This is a genomic window from Gaetbulibacter aestuarii, assembly GCF_039537665.1.
In the GTDB taxonomy this organism is placed as follows: Bacteria; Bacteroidota; Bacteroidia; order Flavobacteriales; family Flavobacteriaceae; genus Gaetbulibacter_A; species Gaetbulibacter_A aestuarii.
This window is the reverse complement of record NZ_BAABAY010000002.1, coordinates 435333-451352: the sequence shown is the minus strand read 5'-3', so window position 1 is coordinate 451352 and position 16020 is coordinate 435333. Positions and strand designations below refer to the sequence as shown.

At 37.4% G+C, this 16020-nt stretch carries 16 protein-coding genes; 14 read left to right on the top strand and 2 right to left on the bottom strand.

Going from position 1 to position 16020, the window contains the following annotated elements:
* Positions 1-14: 14 nt before the first annotated feature.
* The 8 genes from ABD682_RS10805 (at position 15) to ABD682_RS10770 (ending at position 8404) form a co-directional block, all read left to right on the top strand.
* A complete protein-coding gene (locus ABD682_RS10805) occupies positions 15-557 on the top strand; it encodes a mechanosensitive ion channel domain-containing protein (protein ID WP_344741357.1) in 543 nt (180 codons plus the stop codon).
* A gap of 32 nt (positions 558-589) precedes the next feature.
* Positions 590-1660, top strand: a complete 1071-nt coding sequence (gene corA, locus ABD682_RS10800) for a magnesium/cobalt transporter CorA (protein ID WP_344741355.1) — start codon at positions 590-592, stop codon at positions 1658-1660.
* Positions 1661-1787: 127 nt separating this feature from the next.
* Entirely contained in the window at positions 1788-2237 is a 450-nt protein-coding gene (locus tag ABD682_RS10795; RefSeq protein ID WP_344741354.1) for a hypothetical protein, read from the top strand.
* Between the two features lie 97 nt (positions 2238-2334).
* Entirely contained in the window at positions 2335-4860 is a 2526-nt protein-coding gene (locus ABD682_RS10790; RefSeq protein ID WP_344741353.1) for a PIG-L family deacetylase, read from the top strand.
* 118 nt (positions 4861-4978) lie between these two features.
* Positions 4979-6691 carry a sodium:solute symporter family protein gene (locus tag ABD682_RS10785; protein ID WP_344741352.1) on the top strand — a complete coding sequence of 571 codons (1713 nt, stop codon included), beginning with the start codon at positions 4979-4981 and terminating at the stop codon, positions 6689-6691.
* Positions 6669-7655 carry a Gfo/Idh/MocA family protein gene (locus ABD682_RS10780; protein ID WP_344741351.1) on the top strand — a complete coding sequence of 329 codons (987 nt, stop codon included), beginning with the start codon at positions 6669-6671 and terminating at the stop codon, positions 7653-7655. Before ABD682_RS10785 ends, ABD682_RS10780 begins: the two co-directional genes overlap by 23 nt.
* A gap of 91 nt (positions 7656-7746) precedes the next feature.
* Entirely contained in the window at positions 7747-8214 is a 468-nt protein-coding gene (locus ABD682_RS10775; protein WP_344741349.1) for a hypothetical protein, read from the top strand.
* Entirely contained in the window at positions 8204-8404 is a 201-nt protein-coding gene (locus ABD682_RS10770) for a helix-turn-helix transcriptional regulator (protein ID WP_344741348.1), read from the top strand. Before ABD682_RS10775 ends, ABD682_RS10770 begins: the two co-directional genes overlap by 11 nt.
* Positions 8405-8454: 50 nt before the next feature.
* On the opposite strand, the gene ABD682_RS10765 is transcribed toward ABD682_RS10770, so the two are convergent.
* Positions 8455-9297, bottom strand: coding sequence for a DUF2911 domain-containing protein (locus ABD682_RS10765; RefSeq protein WP_344741347.1), 843 nt, complete (start codon positions 9295-9297; stop codon positions 8455-8457).
* Between the two features lie 150 nt (positions 9298-9447).
* On the bottom strand, positions 9448-10329 hold the full coding sequence (locus ABD682_RS10760; RefSeq protein ID WP_344741346.1) for a hypothetical protein: 882 nt from the start codon (positions 10327-10329) through the stop codon (positions 9448-9450).
* 248 nt (positions 10330-10577) lie between these two features.
* On the opposite strand from ABD682_RS10760, the gene ABD682_RS10755 reads away from it, so the two are divergent.
* The 6 genes from ABD682_RS10755 to ABD682_RS10730 are packed head-to-tail and all read left to right on the top strand — an operon-like array spanning position 10578 to position 16019.
* Complete coding sequence (locus tag ABD682_RS10755) at positions 10578-11234, top strand: TetR family transcriptional regulator C-terminal domain-containing protein (RefSeq protein WP_344741344.1); 657 nt, start codon at positions 10578-10580, stop codon at positions 11232-11234.
* Positions 11235-11243: 9 nt separating this feature from the next.
* The gene (locus tag ABD682_RS10750) at positions 11244-12554 is read left to right on the top strand and encodes an ABC1 kinase family protein (protein ID WP_344741343.1); all 1311 of its coding nucleotides are present in this window, start codon (positions 11244-11246) and stop codon (positions 12552-12554) included.
* A complete protein-coding gene (locus ABD682_RS10745; protein ID WP_344741342.1) occupies positions 12554-13171 on the top strand; it encodes a flavin reductase family protein in 618 nt (205 codons plus the stop codon). The genes ABD682_RS10750 and ABD682_RS10745 overlap by 1 nt, the downstream gene beginning before the upstream one ends.
* 4 nt (positions 13172-13175) lie before the next feature.
* Positions 13176-14606 carry an SDR family oxidoreductase gene (locus ABD682_RS10740; RefSeq protein ID WP_344741340.1) on the top strand — a complete coding sequence of 477 codons (1431 nt, stop codon included), beginning with the start codon at positions 13176-13178 and terminating at the stop codon, positions 14604-14606.
* On the top strand, positions 14593-14739 hold the full coding sequence (locus ABD682_RS10735; protein WP_344741339.1) for a DUF2256 domain-containing protein: 147 nt from the start codon (positions 14593-14595) through the stop codon (positions 14737-14739). Before ABD682_RS10740 ends, ABD682_RS10735 begins: the two co-directional genes overlap by 14 nt.
* Positions 14709-16019 (top strand): DASH family cryptochrome, encoded by a 1311-nt coding sequence (locus tag ABD682_RS10730; RefSeq protein WP_344741338.1) that lies wholly within the window; start codon positions 14709-14711, stop codon positions 16017-16019. The genes ABD682_RS10735 and ABD682_RS10730 overlap by 31 nt, the downstream gene beginning before the upstream one ends.
* The last annotated feature ends 1 nt before the right edge of the window (position 16020 follow it).

Genomic DNA, 16020 nt, shown 5'->3' with positions numbered 1-16020 from the left:
ATTAATTTAGGTTTATGCTAGAATTTTTCAACAACAACCAACAGCAATTAATCGTTTCAGGATTTGTATTATTAGCTTTGCTCATCATACGTTATGTCCTGCATTTTACGATTCGCAAGATTGGAAAAAAAAGTCATATTAACGACGCCCGAATTCGCCTGATCAATCGTTACATTTCGGTAGCACTTTTTCTTATCGCTATTCTTATCGAATCCTATGTGTTCGGTTCAGAATTCCAGAATCTAGCTGTGGTATTTTCAACAGTTTTTGGAGTCATAGGAATCGGACTTTTTGCCATCTGGTCCATCCTTAGCAATATTACTTCGGGTATCATAATGTTCTTCAATTTCCCATACAAAGTAGGCGATAAAATTAAAATTAATGATAGCGATTTTCCTGATGCTGCCATCATTGAAGATATTCGCGCCTTTCAAGTGCATTTGCGTTTAGAAAATGGCGATCTGGTAACCTATCCAAACAACCTTTTAATTCAAAAATCAGTGACACTTATTCAAAAAGACGCGATCGAAGATTTCGAAGTTGAGGATGAGATTTAAAAATTAAGTATCTTTAAAGCACAAAGGATACTATGGGCAAAAAAAAACATAAACGAAAGAATAAAACGGGGCTAATTCCCGGTTCCATTGTTTACACAGGACAGAAAGAAAGTCAGCAGTTATTCATCGAAGTTTTTGATTATAAAGCCGACAATTACATTGAGGAAAATTTATCGAATATTGAAGACACCTTCAAATTCAAATCTACCGATGCCATAACCTGGATCAATGTAAATGGGTTGAACCATGTTGATGCCATTGAGAAATTAGGGAATCATTATGACATTCACCCTTTGGTTCTGGAAGATATTGTAAACATTTCACAACGTCCTAAAATTGATGAGTACGAGAATTACCTTTATGTGGTTCTTAAAATGCTCTACATCGACACGAGCAATAACGATGCCGTTGTATCAGAACAAATAAATTTCGTTCTTGGCGATAATTACTTATTGTCCTTCCACGAATCTGATCTGGATATTTTCGATATGGTAAAAGACCGTATTCGTACCTCAAAAGGACGTGTTCGAGATATGGGAGCCGACTATTTGCTCTACATTCTTATGGATACCATTGTCGATCACTATGTGAATTTAGTTGACGTGTTGGGAGATACCATTGAAGATTTCGAAAGCGATATTTTGGCAGGAAATATTGCTAACGATGCGAGTAAAACGATCCTCAATCTTAAACGCGAAGTTTTAAGAGCCCGACGCATTGTGTTTCCGTCCAGAGAAGTTATTAATCGCATAGAAAAAAACGAAAATAACCTGATTGGAAAAAATGCACTCACATTTTACCGAGATATTTATGATCACCTTGTTCAGGTTTGTGAAGACATTGATGTGTATCGCGAAATGGTTTCCTCATTGATGGATATGTATATGTCGTCCATAAGTAATAAAATGAATGAAGTGATGAAGGTACTTACCATAATGGCTTCCATATTTATTCCGCTTACCTTTATTGCCGGGGTTTATGGGATGAATTTTGAATATATGCCTGAGTTAAAGTATCACAACGCCTATTATATCGTCCTTGGCATTATGGCTGTTATTTTAATTGGAATGATCTTATATTTCAAACGAAAGAAATGGCTGTAAAGCCCTGAATTTAAAGTTCTGTCCTTCAAATTTTAATAAAAATTTAGCAATTTAAAATAGACTGATTATTCTATTTTTTGGTAATTTTTTGATCGGAAATTCATGTCTCATTTAAACTTTTTTAAAAATGAAAAAAATCGTTTTAATTCACGTTTCAATACTATCTTTTCTGTTAGGCCACGCCCAGGAAAAACAAATGAAACAAACTGATTCCGTTATGCCGAAAGAGAATATTCAGGTGAATAAAGAATATGATGAAAATGGGAATCTCACGAGGTATGATTCGATCTATAGTTACAGTTATTCCAGTTCCGATAAAATGAATGATAGTTTGAAAACTGTTTTTGAACGTTATTTCAAAAATAACCACGTTATGCCCGATAACTTTTTTGACGATTTCTTTAAAAAGGATTCTATAAGTGGTAGGTATAACATGGAGGAATTATTCTCACAAAGTTTTGGACAGCAACAAGGCGAGATTAAAAACATTATGAAACAAGTTGATTCTTTGCAACGCTTGTTTTTTGAAGACAAAGGAAAAGCAATGCCTTCAGTAGCTCCGAAGACTTCAAATTAATGAAAAAACGAACCTTTAGAAACCGTTAAAGAAAGATTAAAACCAGTGCTTTTGCTGGTTTCTTTTTTATATTTGGTGAAAAGCTAACACCATTACTATGAAAAAAATCATCCTCGGTTTCTTTTCCCTGTTATTCTCATTTTCATTTTCTTACGCACAAAAACCAAAAGCACCTGCTTCAAATGACATTTATGAAGCCATTCAAAAATTAAACTTCTTAGGCACCGTTCTTTATGTTGCTGCCCATCCTGATGATGAAAATACCCGACTTATATCTTATATGTCGAATTATGAAAAAGCACGCACCGGTTATTTAGCGTTGACTCGTGGGGATGGCGGACAAAACCTTATTGGTCCGGAAATCCGTGAGCTTTTAGGTGTTATTCGAACCGAAGAATTATTAGCTGCACGACGTATTGATGGAGGCGAACAAATGTTCACCAGAGCCAATGATTTTGGCTATTCCAAGAATCCGGAAGAAACGCTACAGATCTGGGATAAAGATGAAGTTTTGAGTGATGTGGTTTTAGCTATTAGAAAATTTAAACCGGATGTGATCATTAACCGATTTGATCACAGAACGCCCGGAACAACACACGGGCATCATACAAGCTCAGCGATGTTAAGCGTCGAAGCCTTTGATCTGGCCAATGATAAATCAGCTTATCCGGATCAATTGGATCGGACCACTTTATGGCAACCCAAACGAATATTTTTTAATACCGGATGGTGGATGTATGGCAGTCGCGAAAACTTTGATAAAGCAGACAAAAGTAATATGCTCAGTTTGGATATTGGTGTTTATTACCCAACTAAAGGCATGTCGAATAACGAAATTGCATCGCTGGCGAGCAGTCAGCATTTATGTCAGGGTTTTGGACGTTTGTCACAACGTGGTTCTCAGGAGGAATATATTGAGTTTTTGAAGGGCGTTCCGCTTCAAAATAAAAATGATGTTTTTGCCGGAATCAACACCACATGGACACGCGTTAAGAATGGCGAAGCTATTGGTACCATTCTAAAGCAGGTAGAAACTCATTTCAACTTCAATAATCCTTCAGTCCATATTCCGCAGCTTTTAAATGCTTATAAACTGATTCAACAGATCGATGACGACCACTGGCGTAATTTAAAAACCAAGGAGATCAAAAACATCATTACCATGTGTGCCGGACTGTATTTAGAAGCTTCCGCAGCAACAAATTGGGCCACTCCGGGAGAAGCTGTACCGGTTTCCATTGAAGTTTTAAATCGAAGTGCTCAGAATGTCACTTTACAGAGTTATAATTTTAACAATTCAGAACCGAATTTAAAAAATCAACAACTGGCTAACAACGTAGATTATAGTTTTGATGCCACCTTACAAGTAGATCCAAACCAAAAACCAACGAGTCCTTATTGGTTAAATGAAAAAGGAACCTTGGGTATGTACAAGGTAGATGATAAAAGTTTGATCGGTTTACCGGAAACGCCTAGAGCCTATCAGGTGGATTTTAATTTGATCATCGATAATGTTCCCTTAACCATCACCAAAGATGTCGTTTACCGCTTTGCCAAACCTGATAAAGGGGAATTGTATCGTCCGTTTGAAATTATCCCTGAAGCCGCTGCAAAACTCCCTGAAAAAGTGATTATTTTCGATACCAATAAGGCTCAGGAAGTATCGGTAATCGTAAGATCAGGACGCGATAATTTAGAAGGCACTTTGGAGCTAAGACATCCTCAAGGGTGGACTGTCATTCCGGAACAGCAAAAGTTTAACATCAAGAACAAAGGAGAAGAACAAACGCTGGTTTTTTCTGTTATCCCCCCGGACTCCGAAGATGAAGGCACTATTGCTCCCCTGGTTCATGTAGGTAACAAAACGTATACCCGAGAGTTAGTTGAAATTAATTACGAACACATCCCCTTTCAAACAGTTTTATTACCAAGTGAAAGCAAAGTGGTTCGTTTGAACATCAAAAAACGTGGTGAAAAAATAGCATACATTCAAGGTGCCGGCGATGTGGTACCCGAAAGTCTGCAACAAATTGGGTACAATGTACGCATTCTAAAACCCGAAGAGATCAATCCTGAAACATTGAGTTTATTTGATGCCGTTGTTGTTGGGATTCGTGCTTACAATGTGGTAGATGCTTTAAAATACAAACAACAACAGCTCTTTGATTTTGTTAAAAATGGTGGTAACATGGTGGTTCAGTACAACAATAGTTATCGCCTTAAAGTAGATCAACTGGCGCCCTACGAGATAAATTTATCACGCGATCGGGTTACCGATGAAAATGCGAAAATAACGTTTCTCGACCCAAAAAATCCCGTATTAAATTATCCAAACAAAATTTCCGAATCCGATTTTGAAGGGTGGACACAGGAACGTGGGCTGTATTTTCCGGATTCCTGGAGTAATAAATTCACCCCGATACTTTCCATGCACGATAAGGGTGAAACGCCAAAAAACGGAAGCTTATTGGTAGCCAAATATGGAAAAGGTCATTTTGTTTATACCGGTTTGAGTTTTTTTAGAGAATTTCCCGCCGGCGTTTCAGGTGCCTATCGATTATTTGCGAATATGCTATCTTTAGGCAAAGAAGATCTGAGGAAAGAAGATAAATTGAAGCAATAACGAATAATGTCTGAGAAGGAAAACCATAGGCAGCCCTGGCAAAAATTATACACCATTGTTTTGGTGGCCAATGCTGTGTACATCATTCTGTTTTACATTTTAATGCAATTATATTAAAATGGGGGCACTTAGTTGGATAGATTGGACCATTCTCAGCATTACATTAATCGCTATCGTAGCCTATGGTACGTATCAAACAAGGGGTAGCAAAAATGTTCAGGATTATTTAAAAGGAGGTAACACCTCAAAATGGTGGACCATTGGCTTATCTGTTATGGCTACACAGGCCAGCGCCATTACCTTCTTATCTACACCGGGCCAGGCCTTTCATGATGGTATGGGCTTTGTCCAATTTTATTTTGGTCTTCCCATTGCCATGATCATTATTTGCATTGTTTTCATTCCATTATACACGCGATTAAAAGTTTATACGGCCTATGAATTCCTGGAAAATCGGTTCGATCTAAAAACAAGAACCTTAACAGCGCTCTTATTTTTAATTCAACGCGGTTTATCCGCAGGAATAACAATTTATGCCCCAGCTATTATTTTATCCGTAGTGTTGGGATGGAATTTGCTCACATTAAACATTATCATAGGTGTTTTGGTTATTATTTACACCGTTTCCGGTGGAACCCGAGCCGTTAGTGTTACCCAAAAACACCAAATGGGTGTCATCTTCGTAGGTATGGTTATTGCCTTTATTCTTATTGTTCAGGGTTTACCTCAGGACATCACTTTTACCAAAGCACTTGATATTGCCGGTGCCAGTGATAAAATGAATATTCTGGATTTTTCATTTAACCTTGATAATCGCTATACCTTTTGGAGCGGCATTATTGGAGGAACTTTTTTAATGCTTTCTTATTTCGGTACTGATCAAAGTCAGGTACAACGCTATCTTTCAGGAAAATCGGTAAAGGAAATGCAGATTGGCCTTCTGTTCAATGGCCTGTTAAAAGTCCCTATGCAGTTTTTTATTCTACTATTGGGTGTTATGGTATTCGTGTTTTATCAGTTCAATGAATCACCTTTGAACTTTAATCCTACAGCGACTGAAATGGTTATGAATTCATCGCATGCCAAAGAATATGAAGCACTTCAGAAGGAACAAGATAAGGTATTTCACGATAAACAAACGTTGATCAAAAATTTTGCGACATCAGAAAGTGCCAAATCAGCGCAGTATCTTAGAATCGCTGAAAACGTGAATAGAGAAATTCGTGAAGATGCACGGAAACTCATTGATAGAGCTGCCGAAGAAAAGGATCTAAAAGTAGAAAGTAACGATAAAGACTATGTGTTTATTCATTTTATTTTGAACAATCTTCCTCGAGGATTGATCGGCCTGTTATTGGCGGTAATTTTAAGTGCAGCTATGTCGAGTACCGCCAGTGAACTGAACGCTTTAGGCTCTACCACAACCATCGATCTTTATATTAGAAATAAAGCTGAAATCACCGAAGAACAGAAGGTAAAAGCCTCGAAATGGTTTACCTTTTTATGGGGCATAATGGCAATTCTGGTAGCAGGAATTGCGAATCTTGCTGAAAATTTAATTCAGTTGGTAAATATTATTGGTTCCATATTTTATGGCAATGTTTTAGGGATTTTTCTGTTGGCTTTCTTTTTTAAATTCGTAAAAGGCCGTGCCGTGTTCATCAGTGCGATTATCACTCAAATTGCAGTAATTGGCCTTTACTTGCTTGATCTATACGATAAAATAAATTTGCCATTTTTATGGCTTAATTTTGTAGGCTGTGCTATTGTTATTACTATTGCATGTATACTACAATTCTCTTGTAAAAATGAACAACTCAGAACAAACTAAACCGATCCAATGGGGCATTATGGGTTTAGGACATATTGCTACAAAATTTGCCAATGATCTGTTATATGTTAACGATACCGAATTATGTGCTGTAGCATCCAGAACACAAAGTAAAGCGGACGAATTCGCTGAAACCTATAAAGCAAAGAAAGCTTACGACAGCTATGAAGCTTTAGTAAAAGACCCGGATGTTGACGCTGTTTACATTGCTACCCCACATGCTTTACATCAGGAAAACACACTTTTGTGTTTGAATCATGGAAAAGCCGTTTTATGCGAAAAACCGTTTGCCATGAATGCCGAAGAGGTTGAAACCATGATCACAACAGCTCAAAATAAAAATGTGCTGCTTATGGAAGCTTTATGGACCTATTTTTTACCTCATTATCAATTCGCATTAAAAGAGATCCAAAATCCTCGTTACGGTAAATTATTAAAACTAGAAGCTAATTTTGGTTTTTTCAGAGCATTTGACGATGCCTCCCGTTTGTTTAGAAAAAATCTGGGCGGCGGTAGTTTATTAGATATTGGCATCTACCCTATTTTCGCTGCATTATCTACTTTGGGCAAGCCAAACCACATAGATGCTCAAGCTACTTTTTTTGATAATGGAGCCGATAGTTCCTGCAAGATGATCTTTAAATACGCATCCGGAGCAGAAGCCTTTTTAGAGAGTAGTTTGATTGAAGACCTTCCAACCGAGGCGACGTTTACCTTTGAAAATGGCCTGCTTAAAATTAACCGACAATTCCATACGCCAAGTTCAGTTAGTATCACCTACAATAGGAAGACAGAAACTAAAACTTTTGAAGAAGATACTTTTGGTTATTTTCATGAGATCAATCATTTTAATGCCTTATTGAGAAAGGGTAAAACTGAAAGTGATCTTATGACTTTCGAATTCAGCAGAAACCTGATCAGTTTACTGGACCAGGTTCGTAATCTCATTCAATTGGAGTATTAAAAGTCTGGTTTTATTAACTTTATGTTAAATAATTTTGTCTTTATGTAAAGTTTGTTTTACTTTTGTAATATCAATTTTAAAACAAACAGTTATGACAACATCTTATTTATTACCGCACAAATGGAAAACCCTGGGCTGGGTTCTCTTGATAATTGGTCTCATTGGCGGCGTTTATTTACTTTTTAATGATCTTGAAAGTAATTTATTAAAAGTTCCTGTTTTCAGTATTTTTGACGAACCGATCATAGGTCAAAAAGGAAACTTCCATATCATCGAAAATAGTTTTATGGACGAACTTACTTCGATTTTAATCATTATTGGCGGACTCATCGTAGGTTTTACCAAAGAAAGGATCGAAGATGAATACATTGCTAAACTTCGAACAGAGTCACTGATCTGGGCCATTGTGTTCAACTACGCTGTTCTCTTTTTGGGTATTGTATTCGTTTATGGCCTAAGTTTCTTCCAGGTTTTGGTTTTCAATATGTTTACCCCCCTGCTATTCTTCATTATAAGATTCAATTTTTTAAAATTAAAATCCAATAGCGATGAAGAATAATTTAAAAGTACAACGGGCTATTCACGATATGACTCAAGCCGATGTTGCAGAAAAGATCGGAGTGAGCAGGCAAACCATAAACGCTATGGAAAAAGGTAAATACGTACCTTCAACTGTTTTAGCTTTAAAACTTTCAAGACTTTTTGAAACGCCGGTAGAGAAACTCTTCGAATTAGAAAACAATGATTAATAAAAAAGCCACCGCAAAAGGTGGCTTTAAATTTTTATAGAAGTACGGCATTACATAGCTCCCCATTCCTTTAAGGAATCCTTGTTCATTTTTACATAATCAGCATTTCCGGCTGCTTCGGCACCGGCTAAAGATTTTTTAGCTGCATCAATGGCCGCGTTCTTATCACCGGCTTTAGCATAGATCAAGCTCATTTGACGGTAGTGCCAAAACTGGGGTTTCATCATGCTCATGGCTTTCTCCATCCATGCTTTAGACTTATTAATATCTTTATCACTGGAATAGTAATACACAGCTGCTGCGTAGTAATCGCCAGCACCCGGACCATTCATAACCTTATCAATAGCGCTTGTTACCATTTTATCTGTAGGCACTTCAAATGGAACGCCAACATAGGTATTGGCCCATTTGATACCTAAAGTTGCACCATTATTAGATAGATCATCAAAAGACAGTGTAAATGTTTCTGTGGTCATGGCATCTTCCAAGGAAGGTACATTAATCATGGCAGCTACCTTAGAATCATCCCATTCTTGCGGAGTTCCCCAATTGTTGGTATCTGTATAAAAGTACACATCCCATGAAGATTCACCCGGTTTGGTGTAAATAGCATAAGATCCAGCCTTAAGTTCTGTGCCTCCTACGGTTACCGGCTGGCTGAATGTAATTTTAGTATTACTGTTTGCACCGGTACGCCATAACACATTGTAAGGCACCAGATCTCCAAAAATAGTTCGACCGCGCATGCTTGGTCTGGAATATTCTAAAGTAACATCTGTGAGGCCCACTTCCTGTTTGATTGTAGTGGTTGGACTAGGTTGTGGGATTTCAATTTGTGCATCGACCGTTAAGGATACTGATACAACGAGTACACATAATAATAGATTTTTCATTGTCTGTCGTTTTGTTAGTTTTAAGTGAATCCTAAAATAAGGATTCCCACATTGTAAAACAATACTTTAAGAAAAATCTTGAAAATTGAGTATTTAAACTGGACCAAATAAATATTGATCCAGTTTTAAAAATTCTGTTTTACTTATATATTATTGAGAAACAGCAGTAATTGTTATTGGTGCGCATTGGTTGATATTTCCTTCGCGGTCGCTGGATTCAATTTGAACGGTGTGAACACCCTCAGACAAAACAATATTGAAAAACTCATAAAGACCGAAACTTCGTGCACTGGTTTCGGATTCTGGAGTCAGAGGAAGTTCGCTAGAGTTTGTTTTTGTTTCTACGACTACTCCATCTATTTTCAGTTTTACCCATAAGATGCCATTAAGATCGTCTAAGCCATGCTCATTGTCTTCTACTAGAAAACCGCCATCCGGATCCATACTATCAACTCCAATGTACAAGGGAGTTCCAGCTTGTACCTCATCACCGTCTTTAAGGTTAATATAGCCCTGGTATGTCGGGATAATTCCCATTTGAACATTGCCCGGTTCGTGCGCAAAATTATCGATATAAAAAATTTTTTCACTGACTATAAACTCCCCATTTTCGGTTTCCATTTCAATGCGATAATCACGCAAAGCACCACCTTTAAATCGCCTTTCGAAGTAGAAATAACCGCTCTGCGGATTGAAATCATCGGTCCAATTTTCAGCTTCGTTTTTTGCATCGATACCAACTAATCGTATTTGTTTGACACCATCCGGATGATGTACTTCAAACATCATTTCAATGTTTTCTACATCAACAGGAAAATAATCTACATCAGTATCACCTGGACGAATTATTTTGAAGACAACTTCTTCATTTTGATCAGTAGTTTCAGCAGTATTATCTGCAGGATTTTCGGGAGTACCATCCGAAGGATTTTCGGGGTTTGCTGCTACCGGGTCTTCTGGAGCAGGATTTTCAGAATTTGCAGTGCAACTTGATACAATAAGTACAATGGATAATAAAATTAATTTTTTCAAAGCAGGTCATTTTTAATAGTTAAGGGATTGCTAAAATAATGAATCATAATATGTTACCAAAGTTTTTTCGGTAAAGTTTTTTTCGATTTCTTAACAGTTCTTAGATCACGGCGATCAAAAAAATTAAAAAAATACAATATGGACTATTGGTTGATACTAAGGTCTCTTTATTATAATTAAATTTATTTTGTTTAACTTTTTAAGTATTTTGCTAAACATTTTGTATCTTTGACCTAAAATTAAAGGATATGGCAGCAAAAAAGAAAATCTCAAAAAATAAAATTATAGACCAGTTCATGGCTTATGTATTAGAGCATAATGAAGCTCCAAAATCAGTGTTTATTTTCGCAAAGAACAATGATTTTGAAGAAGCAGAATTCTACAAGTACTTCGCTTCATTTGATGCTCTGGAACGCAGCATTTTTGAAGCTTTTTTTGAAAATGCTATAAAGCTGCTTGAAAAAAATGAAGATTACACAATCTTTGATGCCCGAAATAAATTATTAAGTTTCTACTATACCTTTTTCGAAATCTTGACGGCCAACAGAAGTTATGTAGTTTACACATTGAGTAAGCATAAAAATACGTTGAAAGACCTGCGAATACTTACAGGACTTAAAACTCATTTTACAGATTACATCGAAAAACTTGGTATTCAGCTTTTAGATTTCAAACAAGACCAATTGGATAAAATTCAGGACCATTCTCTCAAGGAATCTGCCTGGTTCCAACTTTTAATCACCATGAAGTTCTGGATGGATGATACATCGCCGTCTTTTGAAAAAACAGATATTTTCATTGAAAAGTCTGTGAATACGACATTCGATGTTTTAGATGTCGCCCCGTTAAAAAGCATGATCGACCTGGGAAAATTTTTATTCAAAGAAAAAATTAAAATGAGCTAAACATTGCCAATGAAGACCATAGATAAAATACCTACTTCCAAAATTTCCCGCGCCAGCAAACTTGTTAAAACAGGTGCCAAGGTGGGCGTAAATTACCTAAAATATTACGGTGATAAAATATCAAAATCGGAACTGGAAGCGCGAGAACGCCTGAATCAAAGTAATGCCGATGATATTTATGACAGCCTGAAACAGATGAAAGGAAGTGCCTTAAAGGTGGCTCAAATGTTGAGTATGGAAAAAAGTATTTTACCTAAGGCCTATGTTGAAAAATTTTCGTTATCACAATTCTCGGTGCCACCATTGTCTGCGCCACTCGTAATCAAAACTTTTAAAAAATATTTTGGGAAACATCCCAATGAACTATACGATACTTTTAACGCAACTTCTGTTAATGCTGCCAGCATCGGTCAGGTGCATGTCGCAGAAAAAGATGGGAAAAAACTTGCTGTGAAAATCCAATATCCGGGAGTTGCGGAGAGTATTGCTTCAGATTTGGCTATGGTAAAACCTGTAGCCATGAGTATGTTCAATATCAAAGGAAAAGATTCGGATAAATACTTTAAAGAGGTAGAAAATAAACTAGTTGAAGAAACCAATTATATATTGGAAGTGCAACAAAGCAAAGAGATCGCTCAGGCTTGTAAACACATCCCTAATTTGAGATTTCCTGAATATTACGAGGAGCTTTCATCTGAACGCATTATCACCATGGATTACATGCGTGGTAAACATTTATCGGAATTTACTGCCGTGAATACCGATGAGGAAAAAGCCAATCGTCTTGGACAGGCCTTATGGGATTTTTATATGTATCAAATTCACACCTTAAGAAAAGTACATGCCGATCCGCATCCGGGAAATTTCTTAATATCTGAGGAAGGAGAACTTATTGCACTCGATTTTGGTTGCATGAAACAAGTTCCAGATGATTTTTATAAGCCCTATTTCGATTTGGCAAAGAAAGAAAATATCGAAAATGAAGCTTTCTTCAAAACCAAATTATACGAACTGGAAATTTTAAAAGAAGATGATACCGAGGAGGAAAAAACCTTCTTCACGGGTATGTTCTATGATATGTTGAGTTTATTTACGCAACCCTTCCATGCCCAAACTTTTGATTTCTCAGATCCTAAATTCTTTGGAAAAGTGGCTGAACTCGGCGAACGCTATTCCAAAAGTACAGAACTGCGTAAAATGAATGGTAACCGGGGATCGAAGCACTTTATTTATATCAATCGTACCTTCTTCGGACTGTATAACCTCATGTTCGATCTCAAAGCCAAGAACGTTAAAATAAATAATTTCATAAATCTATAATGACCTATTTTAGTGATACTGACATTGAAAATCTGGAACATATTTATAAGATCAATCTTATTAACAGTTGTTCCGGTTTTAAATCGGCCAACCTTATCGGAACCAGATCGAAAGATGGTATCGAGAATGTGGCTGTATTCAGCTCAGTAACACATTTAGGTTCCAGTCCGGCTTTATTAGGCTTTTTTCTGCGGCCAACAACCGTATTACGAAACACCTATGTTAATCTCAAAGAAACCGGCGAATACACCATAAATCCAATTCACCACGATATTATCAAAGATGCACATCATACGTCTGCAAAATACGATGCATCTATTTCAGAGTTCGACGTCACCGACCTTCAGCCAGAGTATAAAGACCCGTTTTCAGCGCCGTTCGTAAAAGAATCACCACTTCAACTAGCAATGGAATTTGTAGAAGAATATCCAATTAAAGCAAACAACACCATTCTCGTAGTTGGGAAAATTAAAGCTTTGTTTGTGAATGATGATCTTATTGAAAGTGATGGCTTCATTAATTTGGCCAAAGCTCAGATTGCCAGTATCAACGGTTTAGACGGTTATGCTATTCCGGAATTGAAAGCCCGTTTTGGCTATCAACGCCCTAAATCCTGAGCCTATGAAAATTCTTGTAACAGGAGCAACGGGTTACATAGGAAAGCGCTTAATCCCCATATTAGCAGACCAAGGACATCATATTGTTTGCGCAGTTCGTGATACACTTCGCGCAGAGAAAAGTTATATTGAGGATGAAGATATTGATGTTATTGAGGCCGATTTTTTAAATCCGGATACCTTAAAGAATATTCCCGACGATATTGATGTCGCCTTTTATTTGATCCATTCCATGTCGAATACCTCCAAAGATTTTGAGACGCTGGAGGAACGCTGTGCGATCAACTTTAAAAAGCGTTTAGAACAAACCCATGTTAAACAAGTTATCTACTTAAGTGGTATCACTAATGAGGAAGAACTTTCTAAACACCTGCGGTCCAGAAAAAATGTTGAAGAACACCTGAGCTCATCCAAATATGCGCTTACTATATTCAAAGCAGGAATCATCGTTGGTTCAGGGAGTTCCTCGTTCGAAATTATTCGTGATTTGGTTGAAAAGTTACCGTTTATGGTGGCGCCAAAATGGTTACACACTAAGTCCCAGCCTATCGCGGTGCGCGATGTTCTTAGGTTTTTAATAAGAAGCGTAGGGCGTGAAGATCTGTACAACAAATCCTTTGATATTTTCGGACCGGAAACCCTTACTTATAAAGACATGTTGCTTCAGTTTGCGGAAGTCCGCGGATTGAAACGCTACATTCTAACGGTTCCGGTAATGACGCCACGCCTTTCCTCCTATTGGCTGTATTTCGTCACATCTACCTCTTATAAATTAGCGGTTTCATTGGTGGATAGCATGAAGGTTCAGATCATTGGAAAACCTAGTGACATAAACAAAACCTTAGATGTTCAACCCATTTGCTATCAGGAAGCAGTAAAACTCGCTTTTGAAAAGATCGAACAGAACAGTATTATTTCCAGTTGGAAAGATTCCATGGTTAGCAGTGGCCGTTTGCGAACCCACATGGATCGCTACATTAACGTACCAAAATATGGTTGCTTTAAAGATTATAAGGAACGTAAGGTGACAGACATTAAAAAAACTTTGGATAAAATATGGAGTATCGGCGGAACTAATGGTTGGTATTACGGTAACTTTTTATGGAAGGTTCGCGGTTACCTGGATAAACTTTTTGGCGGTATTGGTTTACGTCGCGGGCGTACGAGTCCAACGGAACTGGATGCCGGAGATGCTCTGGATTTTTGGCGCGTCATTTTTGCCGATAAATCGAAAAAACGCCTTTTGCTTTATGCTGAAATGAGACTGCCTGGTGAAGCCTGGCTGGAATTTAAAATTGAAGACGGTCTGTTGAAACAAACCGCTACGTTTCGACCTCGTGGTTTATGGGGACGCTTATATTGGTTCAGTGTATTACCGTTTCACGGGTTTATTTTCAAGGGCATGATAAATAAACTGGTTGATGTCGCATCATAAACAACATTTACCGGAAAAGATCTGTCCGACCTGCGGATTGCCATTCAGCTGGCGTAAAAAGTGGCGCAACAATTGGGAAAATGTAAAATATTGTAGTGAAAAATGCAGACGAAACAAGACAACATCGGATTAGTTTGGTTTAGAAATGACCTCAGAACACAAGACCAGGCCGCTTTAAAACAAGCTCTGGAAAACCACACAAGCATACTGGCCCTGTATTGTTTCGATCCCAGACATTTTGAAGACACAATCTTCGGATTCAAAAAAACCGAAAAATACCGCGCCAAATTCCTTATTGAAACGGTTCAAAATTTAAAGAAGGGTTTAAAAGATCTCAATATCGAATTATTCGTTTTCTATGATCGTCCGGAAATTAAAATTCCTGATCTCATAAAAAGCTACAATATAAAAGGTATTTATGCACAAAAGGAATGGACACAGGAAGAAAAAGCGGTAGAAGACGCCTTAGTTTCCAATGTAGGCGAATCTGTAAAACTACTTACTTATTACGATCAATTTTTATTTCATCCGGATGATATTCCCTTAGCTTTTTCTCAAATTCCACAGGTGTTTACAGTTTTCAGAAAAAAACTGGAAAAAGAAGCTTCGGTTCGACCGGAACAAATAACCAAAGCTACTGAAGCCATTTCAGATATTAGAAATGATACTGAAATACCGAGCCTCGAAGATCTTGGATTTGAATCTTTTGAAACCCACCCAAATTCAGCTTTTCCATTCCAAGGTGGTGAAGAAGCAGCAGAAAAGCGACTTCAAAATTATTTTTTCAAAACAAAAAAATTAGGGGTTTACAAAAAAACACGCAACGGTTTAGTTGGAACCAATTACAGCTCCAAATTCTCAGCCTGGCTGGCTAACGGAAGTATTTCCCCCCGCCATATTTATTGGCAGATCAAAGCTTTTGAAAAAGAGCATTTTAAAAACCAGTCCACCTATTGGCTCATTTTTGAACTCATCTGGCGGGATTATTTTAAATATATCAGCCTGAAGCACGGCGATACTATTTTTTATCTGGGTGGAATTTTAAACAAGAACTATTCCTGGCGAACCAACGAAAGTGATATTAAAGCTTGGATCGAAGGTAGAACTTCCTCCGATTTTGTAAATGCTAATATGATAGAATTAGCCGAAACAGGTTGGATGAGTAATCGCGGCCGACAAAATGTAGCCTCTTATTTTGCAAAAGACCTTGAACTGGATTGGCGTATTGGTGCTGCTTATTTTGAATCGCTACTTATGGACTACGATGTTCATAGTAATTATGGCAACTGGATGTATGTTTCCGGAGTAGGCAATGATCCAAGAGATCGTAAATTCAATGTAAAACTACAGGCCGAGCGCTACGATCCGCAGGGGAAATTTCAAAATCTGTGGCTACAAAAAACCCTTTTTTAAT

Bases quoted from the DNA above. Each gene is read 5' to 3' on its own strand.
- ABD682_RS10780 (WP_344741351.1), top strand. From the start codon at position 6,669: ATGAACAACTCAGAACAAACTAAACCGATCCAATGGGGCATTATGGGT.
- ABD682_RS10770 (WP_344741348.1), top strand. From the start codon at position 8,204: ATGAAGAATAATTTAAAAGTACAACGGGCTATTCACGATATGACTCAA.
- ABD682_RS10750 (WP_344741343.1), top strand. From the start codon at position 11,244: ATGAAGACCATAGATAAAATACCTACTTCCAAAATTTCCCGCGCCAGC.
- ABD682_RS10765 (WP_344741347.1), bottom strand. From the start codon at position 9,297: ATGAAAAATCTATTATTATGTGTACTCGTTGTATCAGTATCCTTAACG.
- ABD682_RS10740 (WP_344741340.1), top strand. From the start codon at position 13,176: ATGAAAATTCTTGTAACAGGAGCAACGGGTTACATAGGAAAGCGCTTA.
- ABD682_RS10775 (WP_344741349.1), top strand. From the start codon at position 7,747: ATGACAACATCTTATTTATTACCGCACAAATGGAAAACCCTGGGCTGG.
- ABD682_RS10735 (WP_344741339.1), top strand. From the start codon at position 14,593: ATGTCGCATCATAAACAACATTTACCGGAAAAGATCTGTCCGACCTGC.
- ABD682_RS10745 (WP_344741342.1), top strand. From the start codon at position 12,554: ATGACCTATTTTAGTGATACTGACATTGAAAATCTGGAACATATTTAT.
- ABD682_RS10755 (WP_344741344.1), top strand. From the start codon at position 10,578: ATGGCAGCAAAAAAGAAAATCTCAAAAAATAAAATTATAGACCAGTTC.
- ABD682_RS10785 (WP_344741352.1), top strand. From the start codon at position 4,979: ATGGGGGCACTTAGTTGGATAGATTGGACCATTCTCAGCATTACATTA.
- ABD682_RS10730 (WP_344741338.1), top strand. From the start codon at position 14,709: ATGCAGACGAAACAAGACAACATCGGATTAGTTTGGTTTAGAAATGAC.
- ABD682_RS10790 (WP_344741353.1), top strand. From the start codon at position 2,335: ATGAAAAAAATCATCCTCGGTTTCTTTTCCCTGTTATTCTCATTTTCA.
- ABD682_RS10795 (WP_344741354.1), top strand. From the start codon at position 1,788: ATGAAAAAAATCGTTTTAATTCACGTTTCAATACTATCTTTTCTGTTA.
- ABD682_RS10805 (WP_344741357.1), top strand. From the start codon at position 15: ATGCTAGAATTTTTCAACAACAACCAACAGCAATTAATCGTTTCAGGA.
- corA (WP_344741355.1), top strand. From the start codon at position 590: ATGGGCAAAAAAAAACATAAACGAAAGAATAAAACGGGGCTAATTCCC.